Below are 21,133 nucleotides of genomic sequence, written 5' to 3'. Positions count from 1 at the left end.
TTTTTACAGGAAGTGGATATTATGCGTGTATTGTTTCTAGAAAGTGATCCGATGTGGATTTACGGACTTCCAAACGGTTTTTGTGATGCTGGGCATACCGTCATGGTTTCGGGTCCTCTGACTGAGGACAGCATGACGGATATGATATCAAATTTTCACCCGGACTTAATTTTCACGATGGGACACACAGCAGAACATAAAGAAGAAAAACAAAAGATGATTCGAGAGTGTGTCACATCCACAAATATTCCTCATGTCTATTGGTCTACAGAAGATCCAGGGTATACTTTCACCTTTTCCCTGCCTCTAATTCAGACCATTGAACCCGACTTTGTATTTACCATTTGTCCCTCCAGAGTGGATTTCTATCGGGAGAAAAACATTCCTTCGGCGCACTTGGATTTTGGATATCATTCAAGTGTCCATTCCCCTGCGGAAGTTAATGAAAAGTATAAGGCTCAGATTGCAATTGTTGCGAACGGTTATCCAATGCTATATGAAAAAAGACCTGACCACTACCGCTTTAAAGCGCTTCGGTCACTTCTCAGTCCATTTCTGGAAGAAAATATAAGAATTGATTTCTGGGGTCGCTACTGGGATCAAATGGAGCATATCATTGGAAAGAAGATTCCCAATGACTGGATTCACGGGTTTCTTCCTTATGCCGAGGCAAATAAAGTGTACAGTTCAGCAGAAATTATTTTAGGTATACAAAATCATGATACGCAATTAACACAGCGCACGTATGAAGTGCTGGGGTCAGGTGGTTTTTTGCTTACAAATGATACATCTGAAATTAGGAGATTATTTACCACTGGTAAAGATCTTATCGTAAGTAATTCCTCTAAAGAAACGATTGAACTTGTAAAATACTATTTAAGTCATCCTGAAGAACGTAATAAAGTAAAGAAAGCAGGTATGGAAACCGTAAAAAAATACTCTTATGAGCAGCGTGCTAATTATATTATTGAAACACTCATCGATGCTGGTATTCTTTCGAAAAGTGCGAAAAGCTCTGGAGAAGGGAATTTGGTTCATTATGTGGATACATTAAGGGAAGACTACGAAATTTATATCATTGAGCCAAATGATACTTTATGGAGTATATCAAGAAAGTTTGGAGTAAGCATTGAAGAAATCAAGCATTTAAATTGCCTTAAATCAGATACAATTGAGGTTAATCATTTTTTAAAAATAAAAAAGAAATAATTAAATTGTAAATTCTTTTTAGATAATAATAGAGGTGAAACAATGCGTATTCTCTTTTTAGAAAGCGGAGAGATTTGGACTAATAATTTAACAAGAGGGTTTCAAGCGGAAGGGCATGATATTCTTATTTCAGGGCCAATAAATAATGAAAATCTATCCAAGATGATTGAAGATTTTAATCCTGATTTTGCTATTACTATCGGTTGGGGAAGGGAGCATACAAAAGATAAGCAAAAGATAATTCGAAAACAGATGGTATCACACAAAATTCCGTTGGTTTATTGGGCTGTTGAAGACCCGGCTTATACAGATGTTTGGTCGATTCCTTTAGTAAATACTATTAAACCTGACTTTGTTTTTACCTTATGCCCAGATAATATAGAAACCTATAAACAATTAGGAATACCTTCTGACCATTTAGATTTCGGTTATGAAGAAACGATACATCATCCAACTAATGTTCATCCTGAATATGAATCAGATATTGCTATAGTTGCAAATGCATATCCAGATATTTTAGACAAATATCCAGAACATTACCGCCATAAATCTTTGGATATTTTAATTAGACCACTTCTTAGGGAGAATATTCGTATTGATTTTTGGGGGAACAATTGGGACAAAATGGCTGATTATTTTGGCTTTGATATACCCGATGAATGGATTCACGGTTTTCTAAATTATAGTGATGCAAATAAAGTGTACAGTTCCGCAAAAATTTTATTAGGCTTACAAAATTATCCTGATTTATTGACGCAACGGACCTATGAAATTTTAGGATCCGGCGGCTTTCTAATAACAGTAGATACACCTGGAGTAAGAAAAATTTTTGAACCAGGAAAAGATTTGGTTGTCTCTTTATCGCCAGAAGAAACCGTACAGAAAATTTTATATTTCCTTAATCATTCCCAAAAAAGATCACAAATTCAGATACAAGGACGAAAAACTGTTCAAGAGCACTCATATAAAGCCAGAGCAAAACAAACAATAAAAACATTAATTGACAATAACATTCTAAAAAATAGTTTTTATCCAACCAAAGAAAAAGGTGAAATTTTATATTATAGGCCACAGGATGATTACGAAACCTATAAGGTTAATAAGGGAGATACTTTGTATAGAATATCCAGTGAATGTAGTGTTTCAATTAAGGATTTAAAAACTTTAAATGGGTTAACATCTGATTTGATTTTTGAGAATCAGATACTAAAAATAAGAAAAAGGATTGTTTAAATCGCATTTAGAAGTATTACGATGAACCGTATCATAAGTAAGTGCGGTTTTTAGAGGGTATCATTCACAAATAAGAATGATGCTCTTTAATTTTGTTTTAGAACCAATTTTGAAAATATATAATAATTACTGTCAGTGAACTATAACCCGTTTTAATGCACGAAGTACCATATTTATTCGGGAGCAATTAGTGAAAAATCTATTTTTGAAGTGTATGTAGGAGATAAGAGTACAAAAATCATCAAGGTTGAAGATAATAAGAGGTTTTGGTATGCAATCAGTGATGTAAAAGATGCAGAAGTAATGATAGTAAAAAAAGATGGTACTCAAGAAACTGCTGAAGAAATCAACGAAGAGCTCTTAAAGGATTGACATAAATAAAACCAGCTAATAGAAGTTATTATGATCTTTTAACAATCGGGAGCTATCTTCGAATAAGGATAAGCGCTTATTTTCATTTAAGAGACAGATTGTGGAATAAAGGGGACAAGCTTTTAAGCAATCGAGAAGAAATCTTTAGGAGACATATGTGATAAACTTAGGAAAATAGGAGGTATGAGATATGAAAATCCATAGAATAGATCATGTGGGTGTAATCGTAAATGATCTTCCTGCCGCTAAAGCCTTTTTTCTTAACCTTGGACTTGAAGTGCTAGGGGAAACAGAAGTGAAAGGAGAGTGGGTGGAACGGATAATTGGGCTTAATGACGTTAGAGAGACAGTTGTATGGTTAGGGATGCCAGACGGCCAGGCAACTTTGGAGTTGGTCAAATTCCATACGCCGTCAGATGAAAAAGGTATTCAGCAATCTTTTGCAAATACCTTGGGTATCCAGCATATTGCATTTGCTGTTGAAGATATTGAAGCCGTTGTTGCCAAATTGAAAAAGAAAGGCGCGGAACTTTTTGGTGAGATACAAAACTACGAAAACTCTTATAAATTATGCTACGTTCGTGGGCCAGAAGGGATTATTTTAGAGTTGGCGGAGCAAATCAAATAATAAATATTGGGGACTTTGTTAAGAAAACGGCGCTTTCCTTGAATAGGGATGAGCGCTTATTTTCATAGGGCCTTTTAAAGGAATAATGCAGAAGATTTCAGAAGGGCGTCGAAATAGAAACTTTATAATTAGTGTGAGTGTGATTGGATGTCTCACGCTAAAGACGTTTTGGTAAATCAATTGTTAGCAAATGCGAACGACCATAGTTGGTAAGTTCCGTTTTGGGAAAATTAATTTTATCAATAATTATTGGTTTAAAGTATTAGATATCGATATATACATATAAATTATTTACGGAGAGTATGTTAAGAAAGGGCACAAGAAAGGAAATGTGTCATAAATGTGGAAGAAAACAAATAAATGAAAAACTAATGATTGAACGCCCTAGGCAATCAAATATCATGGGCCTGCATTGTATATCATCATATCGGTACAATTCTCTTGTATAACTAATTGTGTAAATAATGTTAAAATAAAAAATCGGTGAGAAACACAATCTAAATGATTAAAGGGAGGAAGAATTGTGTCTAATGGGGTAAAATCGAGAAAAATTATATTAGATTTAGCAGTTACTTTAGATGGTTTTATTGAAGGGGAAAATGGAGAAGTTGATTGGTGCATCATGGACTCTGAGATGGATTTTATTAATTTCTTAAATCAAATTGATACTATTTTCTATGGAAGAAAAAGCTACGATTTATGGGGAGAATTTACTCCAGAAATTTCTGATAAAGAAATGTGGGAATTAATTCATAGTAAAGAAAAAATTATATTTTCTAAAACGCAAAAAGGGGCTAATCATAAAACAATTTACATAAATGATAACATTCTTCAAGAAGTAAATATATTGAAGAATAAGCCTGGTAAAGACATCTGGCTATATGGTGGATCAAGTCTAATTACAACTTTTATCAATTTAGGGCTTGTTGATGAATTTAGATTATCTGTTCATCCTGTTATTTTGGGAGAAGGAAAACCGCTGTTTACTGATATAAAGCAAAGGTTAAATTTAAACCTGGTTAATACAAGAACATTCTCATCTGGTGTTGTGCAACTAATCTATCATTTGAATACGAAATAATAAAATTGCACATTTTAAAATGAAATGCAATAAATATCATTAGAAGATACTCATTGTCACTTCTATAGCAATCGGGCGCAATCCTTGAAAAAGGATAAGCGCTCATTTTTTTATTTAAGGGCCAGATTGTTGAACAACATTTTTAAGAAAATGGGTATAGAAGAAGGGATAGGCTAATTAAGTGTAGAACATTTCACCATGGTGCGATTCTATATATGGCAAAAAGCAAGTTTAATTAAATGGTTGAAAAAAATAACAATTAAAAAATGGTGATATTGTGGATTATAGAGCGAAGAATGGAAAATATAATAATTTTGAACAATTGATTAGTTCAATTGATTTAATTCCAAAAAAACAATCAACCTTGTTAATTGGAGTAGACGGTTGTGGGGGGGCAGGAAAAAGTACATTAGCAAATAAATTAAAGGATAAATGTTCTAACGTAACTGTTGTCCATATGGATGATTTCTATTTACCGTCCTCACAAATTATAAAGTTAAGTCCAGAGAAAAAGCCAATTGGTGCAGACTTTGATTGGAAACGTGTATTAAATCAAGTTCTTAAACCAATCAGTCAAAATCAAGAAGGACAATATCAGCGATATGATTGGGAGCAGGATGATTTAGCAGAATGGCATACAGTTCCCATTGGAGGAATTGTTATAGTTGAAGGTGTTTATTCTATTCGAGAAGAATTAGTAAATAAATACGATTTTACAATATGGGTTAATTGTCCACGAGAAATAAGGCTTTTGCGAGGTCTTGAAAGAGACGGAGAAGTATCTCGTGATATGTGGGAAAATAACTGGATGATTTCTGAAGACATTTATGTTAACGAACATAAACCTTATGAAAGAGTAGATCTCGTAGTTAATGGAACTAAATAATTATCTTGTTAAACAAACGGGTAGCGTTAATTATAATCTTCCTCATGAATAGGCCATTTAACGGAATAAATCTAACCGTTTCCTTAAGAAACGGTTAGATTTATGAGAGAAATTTTATTCACTCATATTTTCTTAAAACTAAAGCTGCATTATGACCTCCGAAGCCAAACGAATTAGAAAGTCCTGTCTTTATGTTCACTTGACGAGAAACAGCTGGTACATAATCTAAATCACATAATGGATCAGTTTTTTCTAAATTAATTGTTGGAGGAATTATTCCTTCCTTTAAACTCATCGCTAAAGCAATTGCTTCAACACCACCAGCAGCACCTAACATATGACCAAGCATAGATTTATTAGCTGTTATTGGAATCTGATAAGCTTGTTTTCCAAATAGCTTCTTAATAGCCATGGTTTCAGATATATCTCCCACTTTTGTACTTGTTGCATGGGCACTAATAACATCAATTTCTTCAGTAGTTAGATTAGCATTTTTTAAAGCGGATCTCATTGCAAGATAGGCGCCTTTACCTTCTGGATGTGTAGCTACTATATGGTATGCATCTGAGCTTGCACCATAACCAATTACTTCCGCATAAATCTTTGCTTTTCTACGTAAAGCATGTGATAAAGATTCTAAGATTAGAATTCCAGCTCCTTCTGACATGACAAATCCATCTCGATTTTCATCAAAAGGGCGACTGGCTTTAGTTGGATCATCATTTCTTGTTGATAATGCTGTAGCATTACTGAAGCTTGCTATTGATAAGTCTGTTATAGCTGCCTCTGTTCCACCTGCAAACATAACGTCAACTTCTCCAGAGCGAATTATTCTAACGGCTTCTCCAATAGCTGTGTTTCCAATTGCACATGCAGAAACAGGAGACATAGAGGGTCCCATTGCGTTCCATTTAATACTTATTTGTGCAGCAGCAGCATTAGACATCATAGCTGGTACTAGAGTTGGACTCACTCTTCTTGGCCCCTTCTGTCTAAGCGCATCAATATTTTCAATTAAAGTATTAATTCCGCCAATACCTGAACCTACGTAAACCCCTAACCTTTCTACATCAATACATTCAAGGTCTAATTTAGAATCTGTCCAAGCTTGTTCAGCCGCAGCTAAAGCAAATTGAGAAAAGCGATCTAAACGTTTTGCTTCTTTCTTTCCTAAAATTTTATCTGCATCAAAATCTTGAATGATACCTGCTATTTTTGTCTTATGATTAGTAACATCAAATGTATCAATAGTGGATATACCAGATTCTCCGCTAATCAAATTATTCCAAAATGTTTTGATATTGTTTCCTAAAGGAGAGACTACGCCCATTCCAGTAATCACAACTCTTTCCACTTTTCATCACTCCCAATCAATAATATACTTGTATTTTACAGTCTGTTTATCCTATTACAAGAGATTGCTTATCCTGGTATAAATAATGCTAGGTTAAATTGGTATAAAGAGGAGTTATAAAAATGAATGATAAAACTAGACTTGAAGCTTTGTCAACGTTCTTAAAAGCTAAGCGTGCACAAATTAAACCGGAGTCTGTTGGATTACCTGCCGGGACCAGGAGAAGGACACCTGGATTACGAAGAGAAGAGGTCGCACAATTAGCAGGTGTAAGTACCACTTGGTATACATGGTTAGAACAAGGTAGAGATATAAAAGTTTCTTCTATCGTACTTGATTGTATTTCTACAGTTTTGCAATTGAATAATGATGAAAGAGACTACTTATATGACCTAGCATTAGAAGCAAAATTAGAAATTACACATCCAAAAAAGGATCAATCAGAACTAAGCCCTTCTTTAAAACGAATACTAGCAGAATTAACATACTGTCCGACTATCATTACAGATCGACATTGCCATATAGTGGGCTGGAATCCTGCAGCTGCTCATGTTTTTTTAGATTTTGAACAAATACCGAATGATCAAAGAAATTTGATTCGTTTAGTGTTCACTAGAAAAGAATTTAAATCATTGGCCGTCAATTGGGAACATTTTGCAAAAGGTTTTCTTGCTATTTTCCGTACCTATTATGGACATTATTTAGGCGATGAATGGTACAACCAATTTATTAAAGAAATGAGTTTTTCACATTCAGAATTTCAGGATTTATGGCAAGAAAGTCAAGTAAGTAAGGCTCCAGAAATGATAATTGAATTCAGACATGCTAAAGCAGGCAAAATGTTGTTTAATTTAACTTCTCTTCAGGTTCAAGGTGATATGGATTTACGGTGCAGTATCTATACACCAGTAGAGGAAACGGATACAGAAAATAAACTAAAGCGATTAATGAAAAGGGTTTCGGTTAAAAATTAAATAAAGTAAATTCGTTATTCCATTAAAGGGGGCTTTTCTGAAATAAACGATAACGATTTTTAATAAAAGAAGAACAAACCTTATTCAAGTAACGAGTGCATTACTGGAGCAATAGTAATGCTTTTTTCTTATTCAAGAAAAGGGCCAGATTGTTGAATAAAGGGGAAAAGCTTTTAAGCAATCGAGAAGGAATCTGTAGGAGACATATGTGATAAACTTAGGAACATAAATATACTTTCATCAAGGCACACCAACTACAACGCCCGCATTCTTGGAAGAAATGCGGGCCTAATAGCTATTTTACTGGAGTCCATTCTTCTCGTAATAGACCAAATAACAAGATATCATGAAACTTGCCAAAGCGGAAAATTTCATTACGTAAAATGCCCTCTTTTGTAAAGCCGCATTTTTCATAAGAGCGAATCGCACCTTTATTAAAGCTGAAAACCTGAAGCTTAATTTTATGGATGGAAATATAATTAAAAATAAAATCAATGAGGGTTTTCATGGTATCCGTTCCAAGCCCTTTACCTTGCCAATCTTCACCAATTGAAATGCCTACAAAGCAAGTACTATTTTGCCAGTTAATTGCATAAACACCGCAGGAGCCGATCAGCTCATTTGATGACTTTTCAAAGATACCGAAGAAAAATTCCTCTTTTTTACCGCTAATGCTTTGAAAGAATTTAGAATGATCTTCAAATGTATTAGGAAAGGGGATTTCGTCATTGGCAAGTAATAACGTCTTTTTTTCACTTTCAATTTTGACAAATGCCTCTAAATCGGAAGCCGTCATTTGCTGTAAAGTAATAGATTGACCTGTTAGAAATTCTTTAAAATAATGTTCCATTTGCTTTCTCCCTTGTTCAAGGCATGCAGTTAGAGTTACATCCCTTGGATTATTTGTCTAGACAAACAACTACTGCACTTTTCGCACTCATATCTACAACTCTTTAGTTTTGATATCATTATTTTAGCATCTATGGGAGTTAGTGTAAAAAGCCTGATGGAAAGATTGATATTTTGTAATAAAGTATGAATAAAATGCTGATGTGATAATGCAGAATTTTTTTAAAGAAAAGAACGAAGGGAAAGTTGATTGTGTTATTGTTTGTTGAGTTACTTCTCCTTTTGATAGGTATGACCTTAATAATGAAGGTACATATAATTGAGTTAATCACTAAAATACCTAACAATGTATGACCATAGGGAAGTTATTATTGATATAGAAGGTGAAATCATAAAAGCTAAATGGGTTTCGCATTTCTCTCAACCAGGACTACATAGATACGAGTACAGAGTATGTAATGTCTTATTTCACTAACGGATGCTTAACGATCTTCAATTATCGGGCGCAATTCTAGAGGTAGGATAATGGCTGAAGGGAAATACAATTATTGGAGTGATCAAATGAAATATACTTGTCCTTGTTGTGGTTATAAAACATTAGATGAAAAACCTCCAGGAACATATGATATATGTAGTATTTGTTTTTGGGAAGACGATGGAGTTCAATATGATGACCCTGATTATCAGGGTGGGGCAAACATACCATCTTTAAGGCAAGCGCAGAAAAATTATGTCTTAATTGGAGCTTGTGAGGAAAGGTGTATTGAGTTTGTAAAGGACCCTGATTGGAAACCATTATAGGTAATAACTAAACCAGCTAATAGAAGGTTAATCGTTATTCAATTAAAGGGAGTTATTCTTGAAAAAGAATTGTGCATTCTTTAGTTAAATGGTCATATTGTTTAATAACAATTTTAAAGCAAAGTGGATATTGCAAAAGTTAACACTTAAACTATTGATTAGGAAGATTTAATAAACAAGAATTAAAAACTTTTTTAAAGTAGGCCATATATAATATGTTACATGTGTTTACAGTAACTATTGAATAATTTTTGGCGATTTGATACATTAGTTTATAAATATGTAATCAATGATGTGATCAAGTAAATAAGTATTGTGAAACAGAAAATATAGCCTTGGCTGAAAGCTATATCACCCCTTCTTATTGAACCCTACCACGGAGATGTTTGGATAAAAACTAACCGAGTCGTTTCGTTACAAACGTTTAGAGGACTTAATATTTATTATTAATGTCGAACTAAGGTGGTACCACGTCTATTAGCGTAAAGACGTCCTTTTTTAAGGACTCTTTATGCTTTTTTATTTTTAAAGTTATTTCATTTTCTCAGGAGGAAAAGATGATGTCACAAAAAACAAACGATTTTTCAAAATGGTATATTGATACGATTCAAAAAGCTGATTTAATGGATTACACTCCAGTTCGTGGTTGTATTGCATTTAAGCCAGATGGCTATGAAATATGGGAACATATTCAAGAAGAGATGGATAAACGGTTTAAAGAAACCGGTCATCGCAATGCATATTTCCCAATGTTAATTCCAGAATCCTTCTTCCAAAAGGAAAAGGATCATATTGAAGGATTCTCACCAGAGCTTCCTTGGGTAACAGAAGCTGCAGGAGAGAAATTAGAAGAACGTTTAGCACTGCGTCCGACTTCAGAAACAATGATTGGTCATTTGTATTCAAACTGGATTAAAAGTTATCGAGATCTCCCAGTTTTAATTAATCAATGGGCAAATGTATTCCGTTGGGAAAAGAAAACTCTTCCATTTATCCGTACCTCTGAATTTTTATGGCAAGAAGGTCATACTGCTCATATAGATGAAGAAGATGCGCGTAAGGAAACAATGCAAATGTTAACTATTTATAAAGAAGTCGTAGAAGGATTACTTGCAATTCCAGTTTTTGATGGGCAAAAGACACCATTAGAACGCTTTGCTGGTGCGATTGATACATTCTCCATTGAAGCAATGATGAAAGATGGAAAAGCCGTACAAGCAGGTACTTCACACTACTTAGGTACAAAATTTGCGGAAGCATTTGATATAAAATATTTAAATAAAGAAAATAAACAGGCATATGTCCATACAACATCTTGGGGTACGTCCACACGTTTAATTGGTTCGGTCATCATGGTTCATGGCGATGAACAAGGTCTTATTTTACCTCCAAAAATAGCACCAACTCAGGTTGTTTTGATTCCAGTTGGTCCATGGAAAAAGAACCCTGCAATTATGGAGAAATTAGATGAAATCTTTGTAGCTTTAAAGGCGAAAGGAATTCGCGTTCGTCTTGATGATTCTGATCAATCACCAGGTTATAAATTTAATGAATGGGAGTTAAAAGGTGTACCTGTACGTATTGAACTTGGTCCACGTGATTTAGAAAATAATCAAGGTTTAATGAAAGCACGTGATGTAGAAGAGAAAGTTTCCGTACCTTTAGAATCCATTGTTGGAAGCATAAAAAAAGAACTTGAAACAATGCAAACTCGTCTATTTGAAAAAGCAAAAGCTTTCCGTACGGAGAATTCACACACACATATCGATACAATCGAACAGTTAAAACAACATCTAGAAGTATCCGAACAAAATGGAACAATTTCTGGTTGGATATTAGCTGGTTGGTGCGGAGACGATGCTTGTGAAGATAATGTAAAAGAAAAAACAAAATTCACAACACGAAACATTCCATTTAATCCACCAGCAACAAAACACACATGCCTTAATTGTGGTAAAGAAGCCAAACATACGGTTTGGTTTGCTCGTGCTTATTAAGCTGCTATTGTGAAATATTCCACTTAGATTAACGGCGACTTTTGTAAAATTGCCGGAGAAGTCCAATTGTGCTATTCCGAAAATGGGCCATATAATGGCTTAGTAATTGGGGAAGGTACTGAGGGGGTTCCAGTTAACTACGTTGAAGCACTTTTTGAAGATGCTGGATGGGCGAGAAATACTCCATTTTGGCAGATTGAAAAGTTCACATTAATATTTAAAAATTCAACTGGGCATATACAGTTAGGGATAATAACAAAATGATTGGTATGGTAAGGGTTATATCAGATCAAATAATGGCTGCTAACATAATGGATTTAGTCGTTTTATCGGAATATCGTGGAAAAAAGGGCGCTATCCTTGAAAAAAGGATAAGCGCTCATTTTTCATTTAAGGTCCATATTCTGGAATAACGGGTAACCCCAAGATAACTGTAACTTTTACATTTAAACTTTAGCGGAAATAATAAAATCCTTTTTGGTTAAGCCTTAGAGGACTATAGAATCTTTAATTCCTGGTGTTAATGTCCTCTATCTTGATAACGCTCATTTAGGTCTGCACGACATTCTGTTCAGGTCCCAGTTGAATCGGATTTTATAGAAAAACGGTAGAATGTAACTCATTTTTTGTTATTAGCTTGATGGGCATGGGGTTTACCCTCTTACAGAGTTAGAAGACAACTTCGCCATCTCTGTTACTGTGGTTGCTGACCATCGTACTGCTTTTTCTTCATTCTTGTGCCCAGTATGATGAGGGCGACATAGATTATGATGGTAATCGAATCTATAAGCGTATCCGTAAGCCCCGATTCGTCAAGCAACGCCGTTACACCAAGAATAACAATAAGTCGGACGATCAGGATTGCCGCGATCAACCATGCGGCAAACCGGATCTTTGATTGCTCGGTTTGGAATGACATGAAAATGAAAGCGATGCCGAAGACCAGATTTTCCGCCGTGATTATGTGCCAGACATACGTGAATACTGTCCGGGTACCCTCGGATATCGCCTCAATGTTGAGCGTCGGTAGCACAGCGGATTGCCCGTTCCATGCGTGCGTGACGGCAAACAGCATCGCAAGGACGCCTGCAATCAGATAATAAAAATTCTTAACCTTGATGTTCACCACAACCTTCCTTAGAAATTCTCAGTTCCTTCTTTATTATTTTTATTTTATTTCTTATATTGATTTTGTTCACTTCAATGAAGAAAGAACTTTACTTTAAATAAAGTGGCTCATTTCCGTGACCTTGTCATTTTATGCCACAATCGGGCGCTATCCTTGAAAAAGGATATGCGCTCATTTTTCATTTAAAGGCCATTTAGTTGAACAAGCATTGACTAAAATATCCATTTAAGTTAATGTATTTTTTAAATATACGGAATATTCGGCTATGAAGAGAAGAGTAATTTTGATTCATTATTTCCAGAGAGCTTCGGTAGGTGAAAAGGAGCAATAATGATCATTATGAAAAAAGACTCGGAGCCTTTGCACGGATCTAAGATATACTTAGTGATACTGCGACGGGGTCTCCCGTTATAGAGATAGGGTATAATCAATTATTAAAAATTGCCGTACCCGAAGAGGTTGGTATGGTGACATATCAATAAACTGAGGTGGTACCACGGAGATATAAACTCTCGTCCTCAAGATGAATAGCTTGTGAAGAAATGTTCTTAAAGTAACGAAGAAGAATAGTGAGAGAAGAAAGGAGGTCCTTGTGTGGGATCTCCTTTTTAATTTTTTCAATTTAATTTTAATTCTGCGCTGCAAGATATCCAAATAGATGCTTGCATACCTTATCTTATTAAGAGGTGAAGGATTAATGTTAAAAATAACATTCCACTGGAAAATTTCTCAAATACCAGAACGAACTGTAAAGAAGCACTGCAAAATGTGTGGCAAATTATCAGTATTTACGGACACCAATGTGCGAAGGCATAACGCAAACGGAAAAAGCATTTACAAATTTGCGATTTATAAATGCGAAAAAAATCATACTTGGAACAAAAAGCTATCTATTTATAAAACGTTCTCAGAGCATGTTGCTGAAATTGATGAGCAGAAAGAAGAATCTTCAATTATGTCAGCCATTCCAATAACCAGCTTAGCAGAACAAGGAGTAAAGATGATACACATTGTACTAGATGATGTGATAGGAAAACATCGAATTGATAAAGTGCTTGCAAATCAAATTGAGGATTGGAGTCGATCACAGATCATAGAAAAGATTGAAAAAGGAACAATTCAATTAAATGAACAAGTCATTAAACCTAGTTCAAGATTGTCAAAGGGAGAACGTATTTCCATTTTCATTTGATGAAAAATATTTAGCAACCGAACTAAACATTAAAATTAGTGAATAGGATATTTAAAATTATTCAACTAACGGTACAGGTTAGTTCAATAAGAAAAGATAGTAAAATAAGATGAAATGTATATGCAGGTGATACTATGGACCAAATAAAAATTGGTTTCTGGGTTATTGAAAAAAGGTTACAGCTACAAAAGAATCTGGGATGGAAGGGCTTATTGACTTACTAATCTAAATCTAAACTTCTTTAGTTATATCATACTTTATCAGTTGTCGTTGGTCATAAAATTTCTCAAAAACAATGCCCATTAAATAGAAAAATAATAGACCGAAGCAAATGTGAATGAGTGTAAATGTAGCTCCAAATGAAGAGAATTCATACACTATGATCGGTAATTTTGCAGTTGTCCAAACGCCTAAGAAAAATACGATGTACCTAATACCCGCCCCTTTTTTTAATAAAAGTGCTGCGATTGGAAAAGCCACATAGAGAGGACCAGCTGCAATTCCTCCTAATAATAGAGAGAACAAAATACCATAGATGCCAGATTTTTCTCCCATATATTTAATTAATGTTTCTTTTTTCACCCACTGGTCAAGCAACCCTACGAATATTAAGACAGGAGGGAGTAGGAACAGCATATCTAAAATACTTTTGCCTGTTAATTGAAATGCGTTCCTTCCCAACGATTGGTTTATACAAGTCAATATAATAAGTTCCAATAGTAAAATGAAAAAGAAACGATATTTTTTTAATTCATTCATACCATCACCACCCAAATAATATACGAGAATATGATAGACATTAACAACGCAGATGCATTACGCGAATAAGCAAAACTACGCCCAAATATCTTTTGTTCCATCGGTAAAGTTGTGATTCCTACTGACATTAATGTAGACATTAATGCCGCAACTTGAGGGAGGCCCGCACCATTTTGGACTAATGTATTTCCAAGAGGAAACACAACAAAGCTTGGAATAAGTGCAACAGAGCCAATGATTGCTGAATAAACAATACCGATGAATCCAGATTTTTCCCCAATGATGGAAGAAATGAAGGAAGGCGTTAATATAGATAGTGATAGTCCAACGAAAAGCATAATTGATAGCATGGAAGGTATAAGATTGCGAAACATTTTCCATGACTTTAATAGAGCATCTTTTGTTTTATTTTGATCCTTTATAATAGAAATACTGATAAGAATAATAGCAATAGTGTAAAGGATAGCGCCATTAATCATGATCAGACTCCTTCTGTTTTTGGTATTTATTTAAGAAAAATGATAAATTCTTAATTTTTTCTTCAATGTCAATTTGAAAATCTTCTAATTGTTCTTTTCCAGCTGTAGTAATTTTGTACATTTTTATCGGTTTATCTTGATCAGATGTATCTAAATAGGACTCAACAGCACCTTCTTTCTCTAATTTTTTTAGTGTGCGATATAAGATGGCACTATCAATTGGATTGACGGGAAGCTCTTCTTCACATTTCTGCAGGAGTTTCCCTCCATAGCTATCTCCTTCTGTTAAAAACAGCAAAAGGAATGCACCTGTATGTCTCCCTGTATGTTTCATAAATATCTAACCTCCTAAATGAAATGTAAAAAATATTTTTGTCATCATAACATTAAAAGTATTACTGTTATTAACAGTATACTGTCGTTAACAGTAATGTGTTACTGACAGTTTAAATGTAATATAAAATCATGTCAATACTAAAAATAAACAGCATGTTTTTTTTTCCCGCATTAACGGGCAGTAAGAGCCCCACCTTAAGGGGGGAGGGCTAATAATCAGTGGGTATGAAGCTTCGATGGTTATTGTAGTCTTTGCGGCTGTTCTCAAAAAACTTTTACAAGAAGCAATTAATATCAAATCAGAAAACGATTTTACAGTTTGAGGTTAATAACAATGGCAATTATAATCAATATTGATGTGATGTTAGCAAAAAGGAAAATAAGCGTAACAGAACTTTCGGAGAAGGTTGGAATAACAATGCGAACCTTTCTATATTGAAAAATGGAAAGGCAAAAGCGATTCGATTAACACTTTAGAGGCAATTTGTAAGGCTTTAGAACGTCAGCCTGGAGATATTTTAGAATACAAAAGTGACGAAGACAGTTAAACATTGTGGAGGAAACTAACAATTATTAGGGGAGGTATAACTATGGACGTTAACAATTTGTATTGACAAACTTAAATTTAGGGATAAAATTATATATAATTAATATTTGCATAACGAAGATTTGTTTAAAACATTTCGAGATATAAGTATAAGAACAAAGGCTATGATAAGAAATAGTAGCAATCATGTAAACAGACAGAAAGTTACCGGCTGATGAGAGGTGCATGTTGAAAGATTGTGAATTCATCTTGGAGCAGTGTACTGAAAAGGAATCCTTAGTAGGCTACACCGGCTTAGCACCCGTGATCATGTGCTAAAGTATCGTCGTCAGATGACCGTACTTACAAAGATAAGCAATATGAGTTGCTTATGAATTAAAGGTGGTAACACGAGTTGAATCGTCCTTTTGGTTAATCCAAAAGGGCGTTTTTTTATTTTTTATTTTGTTTCTTATATTAACTTGCGATATTAGAAATAAATTTAAGGAGGAATAAGGATTGAGTAAAGATTATCAAAAAAAGAGCCTTCAACGGGGGTTAGACAATAGGCATATCCAGTTAATTGCTCTTGGAGGTTCAATTGGTGTTGGATTGTTTTATGGCTCAAGTGCAACCATTCAAATGGCTGGACCATCCATTTTGTTCTCATATTTAATCGGAGGCTTAGTTATTTTTACCATTATGAGAGCACTTGGGGAAATGGCTGTGGATGAACCAGTTTCAGGTTCATTTAGTTCATATGCACATCGATATTTAGGGACATTTGCAGGTTATTTAACTGGTTGGACCTATTGGTTTATGTGGGTTGTCGTTGGGATGGCAGAAATATCGGTGGTAGGTATTTATGTGAATTACTGGTTTCCTGATATTCCAAATTGGTTGATAGCACTGGTTGTACTTATCGTATTTACATTGATAAACCTTGCTAATGTAAAAGCATATGGAGAGTTTGAATTCTGGTTTGCAATGATTAAAGTTGTAGCCATAATCGGAATGATTCTCCTTGGATTAGGAATCATCTTTCTGGGAATCGGGAACGGAGGACAGCCAATCGGTTTTGACAATCTTTGGACTCATGGAGGATTAATGCCGAATGGAATCAACGGTATGATAATGTCATTGGTCCTCGTGATGTTTTCATTTGGCGGGGTAGAACTTGTTGGAATTACGGCAGGGGAAGCAAAAAATCCTCAACACTCAATTCCGTCAGCCATCAACAATGTAATCTGGAGAATATTAATTTTTTATATTGGTGCATTAGGAATCATGATGATTTTATATCCTTGGGATAAGATAGGCACGAATGGTAGTCCGTTTGTGTTAATTTTTGATAAAGTTGGAATCCCTGGTGCTGCAAATATAATTAACTTCGTTGTCATAACAGCAGCATTATCTGCTTTTAATAGTGGGTTATTCGCTTCGGGAAGAATGCTATACAATTTATCACTGCAAAATAACGGTCCGAAATATTTCGGTAAGCTTAGCAAGAATGGAAGTCCAAGACGTGGAATCCTGTTCTCTTCATTGTTTTTATTAATCGCAGTATTTTTGAATTATATTGTTCCTGAAAAAGTGTTTCTGTATATTTCTTCTGTTGCCACGGTTGCGGTAATTACCAGCTGGACGATTATCCTGATTACACAATTAAAGTTCAGACAATCAAAAACAAAAAAGGAAATAGAAAAACTAGCATTTAAAATGCCATTATATCCAGTTTCAAACTATTTAGCGTTAACATTTTTAGCGTTTGTCATTGTCTTAATGGGATTTATTGAGGACATGCGAATAGCATTAATTGTAGCACCTATATGGTTTTTGATTCTATTTATAGGATATAAAATCAAAAAATTTTGATAACACAGTTTGTGAAGAAAATTACTTAAACAAACGAATGCGTTAGTTCATTAAGAATTAAATGGTTTTATGGCTAAGATTATATTGTTCCATTAAAGGGCGCTATCCTTGAAAAAGGAAGCGCTCATTTTTCATTTAAGGGCCACTTGTTGTAGAAGGATATCTCCTATTTTTAACGAATATAAGGTTTTAAATAAGTCTATAAAAAGTGGTGAGATAAATAATGGGGAAAATTAATTTCTTTTTGGACAATAAAACGGAAAAATGTATAATTAACAGGCTTCAGAGTGAAGGTTGTGTTTTCGCAGAAGATGAAACCCGGTTACTTATCTCAGAGGCACGAACTTCAGAGGAACTCATGAAAATGGTAGAGATGCGAGCTGGCGGTTTACCTATTGAATACGTTGTTGGATACACGGAGTTCTGTGGTTTACGGATAGAAGTGGATCGGGGCGTTTTTGTGCCTCGCAAACGTACCGAGTTTCTTGTTCATCAGGCAGAATCATTGTCATGTTCCGGTGATATCGTCGTTGATCTATGTTGCGGTTCAGGAGCTGTGGGTGTAGCGCTGGCCGCAGCTGTGGGACGGGTCGTGTTATACTCCGCTGATATTGACCCTTTGGCAGTACAATGTGCTAGCCGAAACGTAGCGAATTCCGGGGGCCGCGTTTTTAAAGGTGACTTGTATAAGGCACTGCCTCATTCACTTAAAGGCCATGTGAACATCTTAGTTGCGAACGTACCATACGTTCCTACCAAAGCAATCAAGCTGCTTCCCCAGGAGGCTCGCCTACATGAATCTAGGGTGGCGCTTGACGGAGGAGAGGATGGACTTGACATTCAGCGAAGAGTAGCACAAGAAGCACCTCTTTGGCTAGCGCCGGGAGGGCATCTTTTGATAGAGACGAGCAAAATGCAAACACCCCAGACCTTTGAAATCTTTAGTAGTTCTGGGTTGACAACGAAAGTGGCTAGAGATGAGGAACTGGACGCTACTGTAGTTATCGGAACGAATTCTGGCCTTTCTTTAGGTAAATAAGTGGTAAGCCCTAAGCATAATTGAAAGATAATTTCTTCGCGGCAATATTAATGAAAAGTCCTTATTCAACTAAATGGCGCTATCCTTGAAAAAGGATAAGCGCTTATTTTTATTTAAGGGCCAAATAATCGAACAACATCTTTAAAGAAAAAATAGATATTTGTTAGATGATATTGTGAATAATTGTGTTTAGAATATTCCTTGACAGGAATATTCCTCGTTAGGTATAATGAATTCAACAACATGGCAATACTACAAGGTGATGATGTAGATATGCTTTAAACCGAAGACCATCAATTTGACGAGGTGAGCAACATGTCAGGAAAGATTCCGGGCGCAAACATGACGACGCTGAACGCTTTGTCTGAACCTAATCGTATGAATATCGTCGAACTCTTGCGTGACGGCCCCCTGACCGTTGGGGAAATTGCCGACCAATTGGGATTGAGGCAGCCTCAAACTTCGAAGCATCTAAAAGTGCTAAGCGACAACGGGATTGTGGAAGTGCAAGCCGAAGCTAACCGACGTATCTACAAACTCCGGCCCGAACCCTTCCAAGCACTGGATTCTTGGATACAGTCCTTCCGGAGCGTATTGCAAGAAAGGTTCGACAATCTAGATGATTATTTGAGGGAATTGCAGAACAAAGAAAAACCATAAAATCATTCATGATCAAGGAGGAATTACAATGTCAAACAATGAAATGTTATCGAGAGTAGAGAACGATCGGGTATTAGTATTGGAACGAGTTTTCGATGCGCCACGCGAACTCGTATTCAAGATGTTTAAAGAACCGGAGCATCTGAAACGCTGGTGGGGGCCGAGGGGCTGGGAGATTCCAGTCTGCACGGTAGATTTTCGTCCGGGAGGAATTTGGCACTACTGTATGAAGTGTGTTGATCAGAATTTGGGTGAATTTTTTGGTATGGAATCCTGGGGTAAAGGGGTATATAAGGAGATTATCGAGCCGGAGAAAATCGTCTACACTGATTACTTTTCGGATGCAGAGGGCAATTCGAATGACACTATGCCGTCGACTGAGATCACATTGGAATTCATCGATATGGGTGGAAAGACAAAGCTGATAAACCGTGCCGAATATGTTTCCGAAGAGGCCCTTAAGACCGTCATGGACATGGGTATGCTGCAGGGCATCACAGAAACTTGGGACCGTTTGAACGAATTAGTGGAATCGCTGAAGTAGAATTACCGTAACGTTGTTTTCAGCGTTAGTATGATTTAGGAGTATTGTGTATAGTAATTAATTTTATAAGGGAGTGTAAAAATCAATGATTAGTAAAGTTGGTCAAATTATGTTGTATGTTAATAACCAAGATGAAGCAAAGGTGTTTTGGACAGAAAAAGTAGGCTTTAGTGTAATTTCAGAGGAAGATAACGGTCAAGGAATGAGATGGATTGAAATTGCCCCAACGAAAGAAGCTGATACAAGTGTTATTCTCCATAATAAGGAGCTAATTGCTAAATTGCAGCCTGAATTAAATCTTGGTACACCTTCTTTAATGTTCTTCACAGAAAAACTTGATAATTTATATAGCGACTTAGTAAAGAAAAACGTTACAGTCGGTGAAATTGTAAATATGCCTTCAGGAAGAGTATTTAATTTTGCAGATAGTGAAAATAATTATTTTGCAGTAATGGAGAAAAAGTGATTCCTATTCAATTTACGAGTGCGATGCTTGAATAAAGGCATCGCCTTTTTGTTTGTCAGATTAACGAAACAGATTGTGAAGATTTACAATTAAAGTAATTGGGTGCGTTAGTTCTAGAAGAACTAATTGATATTTGGATTGAGACTATTAGCTAAAGGGCAGTTTAGTTGAATAAGAATAACTTACATACTAATATCGGAGGTTTTGTAATGATTACGGTTAAGAATGCTGAAAGTTACCTTAAAAATAAGATTGGTGCAGATACCGATGATATAAAAAAGGTTTGGGAAACATTTAAGACTTTTTGTAAAGTACCAGTTGAGGGAGAAGAAGATAAAGAAATCCTATTTCAATGTGGTGTTTATGATTTTACTGGAGAAGAACTATTTCATCTTGATTTTGTACGTCAGTTTACTGTTTATGAAGAAGATGAGTATTCTCGTATGGAACAACTTCACTGTGAATTTTTATTTAAACCAACAGATGAATTAAGTAATTTAGAAATAGTAGAATGGTCAATGGATTATCATGATATAGATGATTTTTTTAATCATATAGAAAAACTTCAGGAGTTTAAAATATTTTTCAATATAAAGCCGATAAACTCAGAAATATATCAGGAAGAAGTTTAAACCTTATTTCACTAATGGGTGCAATACCGGAACAAGGAAATTCCTTTTTCTTCTTCAAGTAAAGGGCAGTTTAATTGAACAAACATTTTGTAAATGCTTATAATAGTACAAT

Annotated in this window: 22 protein-coding genes, 3 pseudogenes and 3 other annotated features; of the genes and pseudogenes, 19 read left to right on the top strand and 6 right to left on the bottom strand. The window is 35.3% G+C overall.

The window, feature by feature from the left end; all coding sequences use genetic code 11:
* The first annotated feature begins 21 nt into the window (after positions 1 to 21).
* The 6 genes from ABE048_RS02195 (at position 22) to ABE048_RS02170 (ending at position 5,409) form a co-directional block, all read left to right on the top strand.
* Positions 22 to 1,209 carry a glycosyltransferase family protein gene (locus ABE048_RS02195; RefSeq protein WP_430308844.1) on the top strand — a complete coding sequence of 396 codons (1,188 nt, stop codon included), beginning with the start codon at positions 22 to 24 and terminating at the stop codon, positions 1,207 to 1,209.
* Positions 1,210 to 1,251: 42 nt separating this feature from the next.
* Positions 1,252 to 2,442: a glycosyltransferase family protein gene (locus ABE048_RS02190; RefSeq protein ID WP_430308843.1), complete on the top strand. Its 1,191-nt coding sequence runs from the start codon at positions 1,252 to 1,254 to the stop codon at positions 2,440 to 2,442.
* Between the two features lie 210 nt (positions 2,443 to 2,652).
* Positions 2,653 to 2,814, top strand: a complete 162-nt coding sequence (locus ABE048_RS02185; protein WP_430308842.1) for a hypothetical protein — start codon at positions 2,653 to 2,655, stop codon at positions 2,812 to 2,814.
* Positions 2,815 to 3,004: 190 nt separating this feature from the next.
* Complete coding sequence (locus tag ABE048_RS02180) at positions 3,005 to 3,442, top strand: VOC family protein (RefSeq protein WP_430308841.1); 438 nt, start codon at positions 3,005 to 3,007, stop codon at positions 3,440 to 3,442.
* Positions 3,443 to 3,965: 523 nt separating this feature from the next.
* A complete protein-coding gene (locus ABE048_RS02175) occupies positions 3,966 to 4,523 on the top strand; it encodes a dihydrofolate reductase family protein (protein WP_430308840.1) in 558 nt (185 codons plus the stop codon).
* Between the two features lie 322 nt (positions 4,524 to 4,845).
* Positions 4,846 to 5,409, top strand: a complete 564-nt coding sequence (locus ABE048_RS02170) for a uridine kinase family protein (RefSeq protein WP_430308988.1) — start codon at positions 4,846 to 4,848, stop codon at positions 5,407 to 5,409.
* Positions 5,410 to 5,527: 118 nt separating this feature from the next.
* On the opposite strand, the gene fabF is transcribed toward ABE048_RS02170, so the two are convergent.
* Positions 5,528 to 6,763 (bottom strand): beta-ketoacyl-ACP synthase II, encoded by a 1,236-nt coding sequence (gene fabF, locus ABE048_RS02165; RefSeq protein WP_430308839.1) that lies wholly within the window; start codon positions 6,761 to 6,763, stop codon positions 5,528 to 5,530.
* A 122-nt stretch (positions 6,764 to 6,885) separates the two neighbouring features.
* Here fabF and ABE048_RS02160 point away from each other — a divergent pair, with 122 nt between their 5' ends.
* The gene (locus ABE048_RS02160) at positions 6,886 to 7,737 is read left to right on the top strand and encodes a helix-turn-helix transcriptional regulator (RefSeq protein WP_430308838.1); all 852 of its coding nucleotides are present in this window, start codon (positions 6,886 to 6,888) and stop codon (positions 7,735 to 7,737) included.
* 295 nt (positions 7,738 to 8,032) lie between these two features.
* On the opposite strand, the gene ABE048_RS02155 is transcribed toward ABE048_RS02160, so the two are convergent.
* Complete coding sequence (locus ABE048_RS02155) at positions 8,033 to 8,587, bottom strand: GNAT family N-acetyltransferase (RefSeq protein WP_430308837.1); 555 nt, start codon at positions 8,585 to 8,587, stop codon at positions 8,033 to 8,035.
* A 560-nt stretch (positions 8,588 to 9,147) separates the two neighbouring features.
* Between ABE048_RS02155 and ABE048_RS02150 the strand changes: the two genes are divergently transcribed.
* From ABE048_RS02150 to ABE048_RS02140, 3 genes and pseudogenes are all read left to right on the top strand, one after another.
* The gene (locus tag ABE048_RS02150) at positions 9,148 to 9,387 is read left to right on the top strand and encodes a CPCC family cysteine-rich protein (RefSeq protein WP_430308987.1); all 240 of its coding nucleotides are present in this window, start codon (positions 9,148 to 9,150) and stop codon (positions 9,385 to 9,387) included.
* Positions 9,388 to 9,667: 280 nt separating this feature from the next.
* Positions 9,668 to 9,886 (top strand) — a binding site (T-box leader).
* A gap of 61 nt (positions 9,887 to 9,947) precedes the next feature.
* Positions 9,948 to 11,384, top strand: coding sequence for a proline--tRNA ligase (gene proS / locus ABE048_RS02145; protein WP_430308836.1), 1,437 nt, complete (start codon positions 9,948 to 9,950; stop codon positions 11,382 to 11,384).
* Positions 11,385 to 11,450: 66 nt separating this feature from the next.
* A pseudogene (locus tag ABE048_RS02140) lies at positions 11,451 to 11,731 on the top strand (GNAT family N-acetyltransferase); the annotation flags it as partial.
* Between the two features lie 347 nt (positions 11,732 to 12,078).
* Here ABE048_RS02140 and ABE048_RS02135 read toward each other — a convergent pair.
* On the bottom strand, positions 12,079 to 12,513 hold the full coding sequence (locus tag ABE048_RS02135) for a hypothetical protein (RefSeq protein ID WP_430308835.1): 435 nt from the start codon (positions 12,511 to 12,513) through the stop codon (positions 12,079 to 12,081).
* A gap of 256 nt (positions 12,514 to 12,769) precedes the next feature.
* Positions 12,770 to 13,036, top strand: a binding site (T-box leader).
* Positions 13,037 to 13,210: 174 nt separating this feature from the next.
* Between ABE048_RS02135 and ABE048_RS02130 the strand changes: the two genes are divergently transcribed.
* A complete protein-coding gene (locus tag ABE048_RS02130; RefSeq protein WP_430308834.1) occupies positions 13,211 to 13,705 on the top strand; it encodes a S4 domain-containing protein in 495 nt (164 codons plus the stop codon).
* 231 nt (positions 13,706 to 13,936) lie between these two features.
* Here the strand turns inward: ABE048_RS02130 and ABE048_RS02125 are convergent, their stop codons facing one another.
* From ABE048_RS02125 to ABE048_RS02115, 3 genes are read right to left on the bottom strand one after another with little or no spacing between them, the layout of a single operon-like run.
* Positions 13,937 to 14,464, bottom strand: coding sequence for a permease (locus ABE048_RS02125; protein ID WP_430308833.1), 528 nt, complete (start codon positions 14,462 to 14,464; stop codon positions 13,937 to 13,939).
* Positions 14,461 to 14,943: a hypothetical protein gene (locus tag ABE048_RS02120; RefSeq protein WP_430308832.1), complete on the bottom strand. Its 483-nt coding sequence runs from the start codon at positions 14,941 to 14,943 to the stop codon at positions 14,461 to 14,463. Before ABE048_RS02120 ends, ABE048_RS02125 begins: the two co-directional genes overlap by 4 nt.
* Positions 14,936 to 15,277 (bottom strand): PadR family transcriptional regulator, encoded by a 342-nt coding sequence (locus ABE048_RS02115; RefSeq protein ID WP_430308831.1) that lies wholly within the window; start codon positions 15,275 to 15,277, stop codon positions 14,936 to 14,938. The genes ABE048_RS02120 and ABE048_RS02115 overlap by 8 nt, the downstream gene beginning before the upstream one ends.
* 232 nt (positions 15,278 to 15,509) lie before the next feature.
* Between ABE048_RS02115 and ABE048_RS02110 the strand changes: the two are divergent.
* From ABE048_RS02110 to ABE048_RS02075, 8 genes and pseudogenes are all read left to right on the top strand, one after another.
* Positions 15,510 to 15,602, top strand: a pseudogene (locus tag ABE048_RS02110) (DUF2975 domain-containing protein); the annotation flags it as partial.
* 11 nt (positions 15,603 to 15,613) lie between these two features.
* A pseudogene (locus ABE048_RS02105) lies at positions 15,614 to 15,827 on the top strand (helix-turn-helix domain-containing protein).
* Positions 15,828 to 15,981: 154 nt separating this feature from the next.
* Positions 15,982 to 16,236 (top strand) — a binding site (T-box leader).
* 88 nt (positions 16,237 to 16,324) lie between these two features.
* On the top strand, positions 16,325 to 17,680 hold the full coding sequence (locus ABE048_RS02100) for an amino acid permease (protein ID WP_430308830.1): 1,356 nt from the start codon (positions 16,325 to 16,327) through the stop codon (positions 17,678 to 17,680).
* 223 nt (positions 17,681 to 17,903) lie between these two features.
* Positions 17,904 to 18,719, top strand: coding sequence for a putative protein N(5)-glutamine methyltransferase (locus ABE048_RS02095; RefSeq protein WP_430308829.1), 816 nt, complete (start codon positions 17,904 to 17,906; stop codon positions 18,717 to 18,719).
* 315 nt (positions 18,720 to 19,034) lie between these two features.
* A complete protein-coding gene (locus tag ABE048_RS02090) occupies positions 19,035 to 19,379 on the top strand; it encodes an ArsR/SmtB family transcription factor (protein WP_430308828.1) in 345 nt (114 codons plus the stop codon).
* A gap of 28 nt (positions 19,380 to 19,407) precedes the next feature.
* On the top strand, positions 19,408 to 19,923 hold the full coding sequence (locus ABE048_RS02085) for an SRPBCC domain-containing protein (RefSeq protein WP_430308827.1): 516 nt from the start codon (positions 19,408 to 19,410) through the stop codon (positions 19,921 to 19,923).
* An 85-nt stretch (positions 19,924 to 20,008) separates the two neighbouring features.
* A complete protein-coding gene (locus ABE048_RS02080; RefSeq protein ID WP_430308826.1) occupies positions 20,009 to 20,389 on the top strand; it encodes a VOC family protein in 381 nt (126 codons plus the stop codon).
* A gap of 209 nt (positions 20,390 to 20,598) precedes the next feature.
* On the top strand, positions 20,599 to 21,021 hold the full coding sequence (locus tag ABE048_RS02075; protein WP_430308825.1) for a hypothetical protein: 423 nt from the start codon (positions 20,599 to 20,601) through the stop codon (positions 21,019 to 21,021).
* Positions 21,022 to 21,133: the final 112 nt, after the last annotated feature.

The sequence above is a fragment of the Rummeliibacillus pycnus genome (assembly GCF_050459865.1).
Classification (GTDB): domain Bacteria; phylum Bacillota; class Bacilli; order Bacillales_A; family Planococcaceae; genus Rummeliibacillus; species Rummeliibacillus pycnus_B.
The sequence above is the reverse complement of the archived record's forward strand: the minus strand, read 5'-3'. Positions and strand labels throughout refer to the sequence as shown.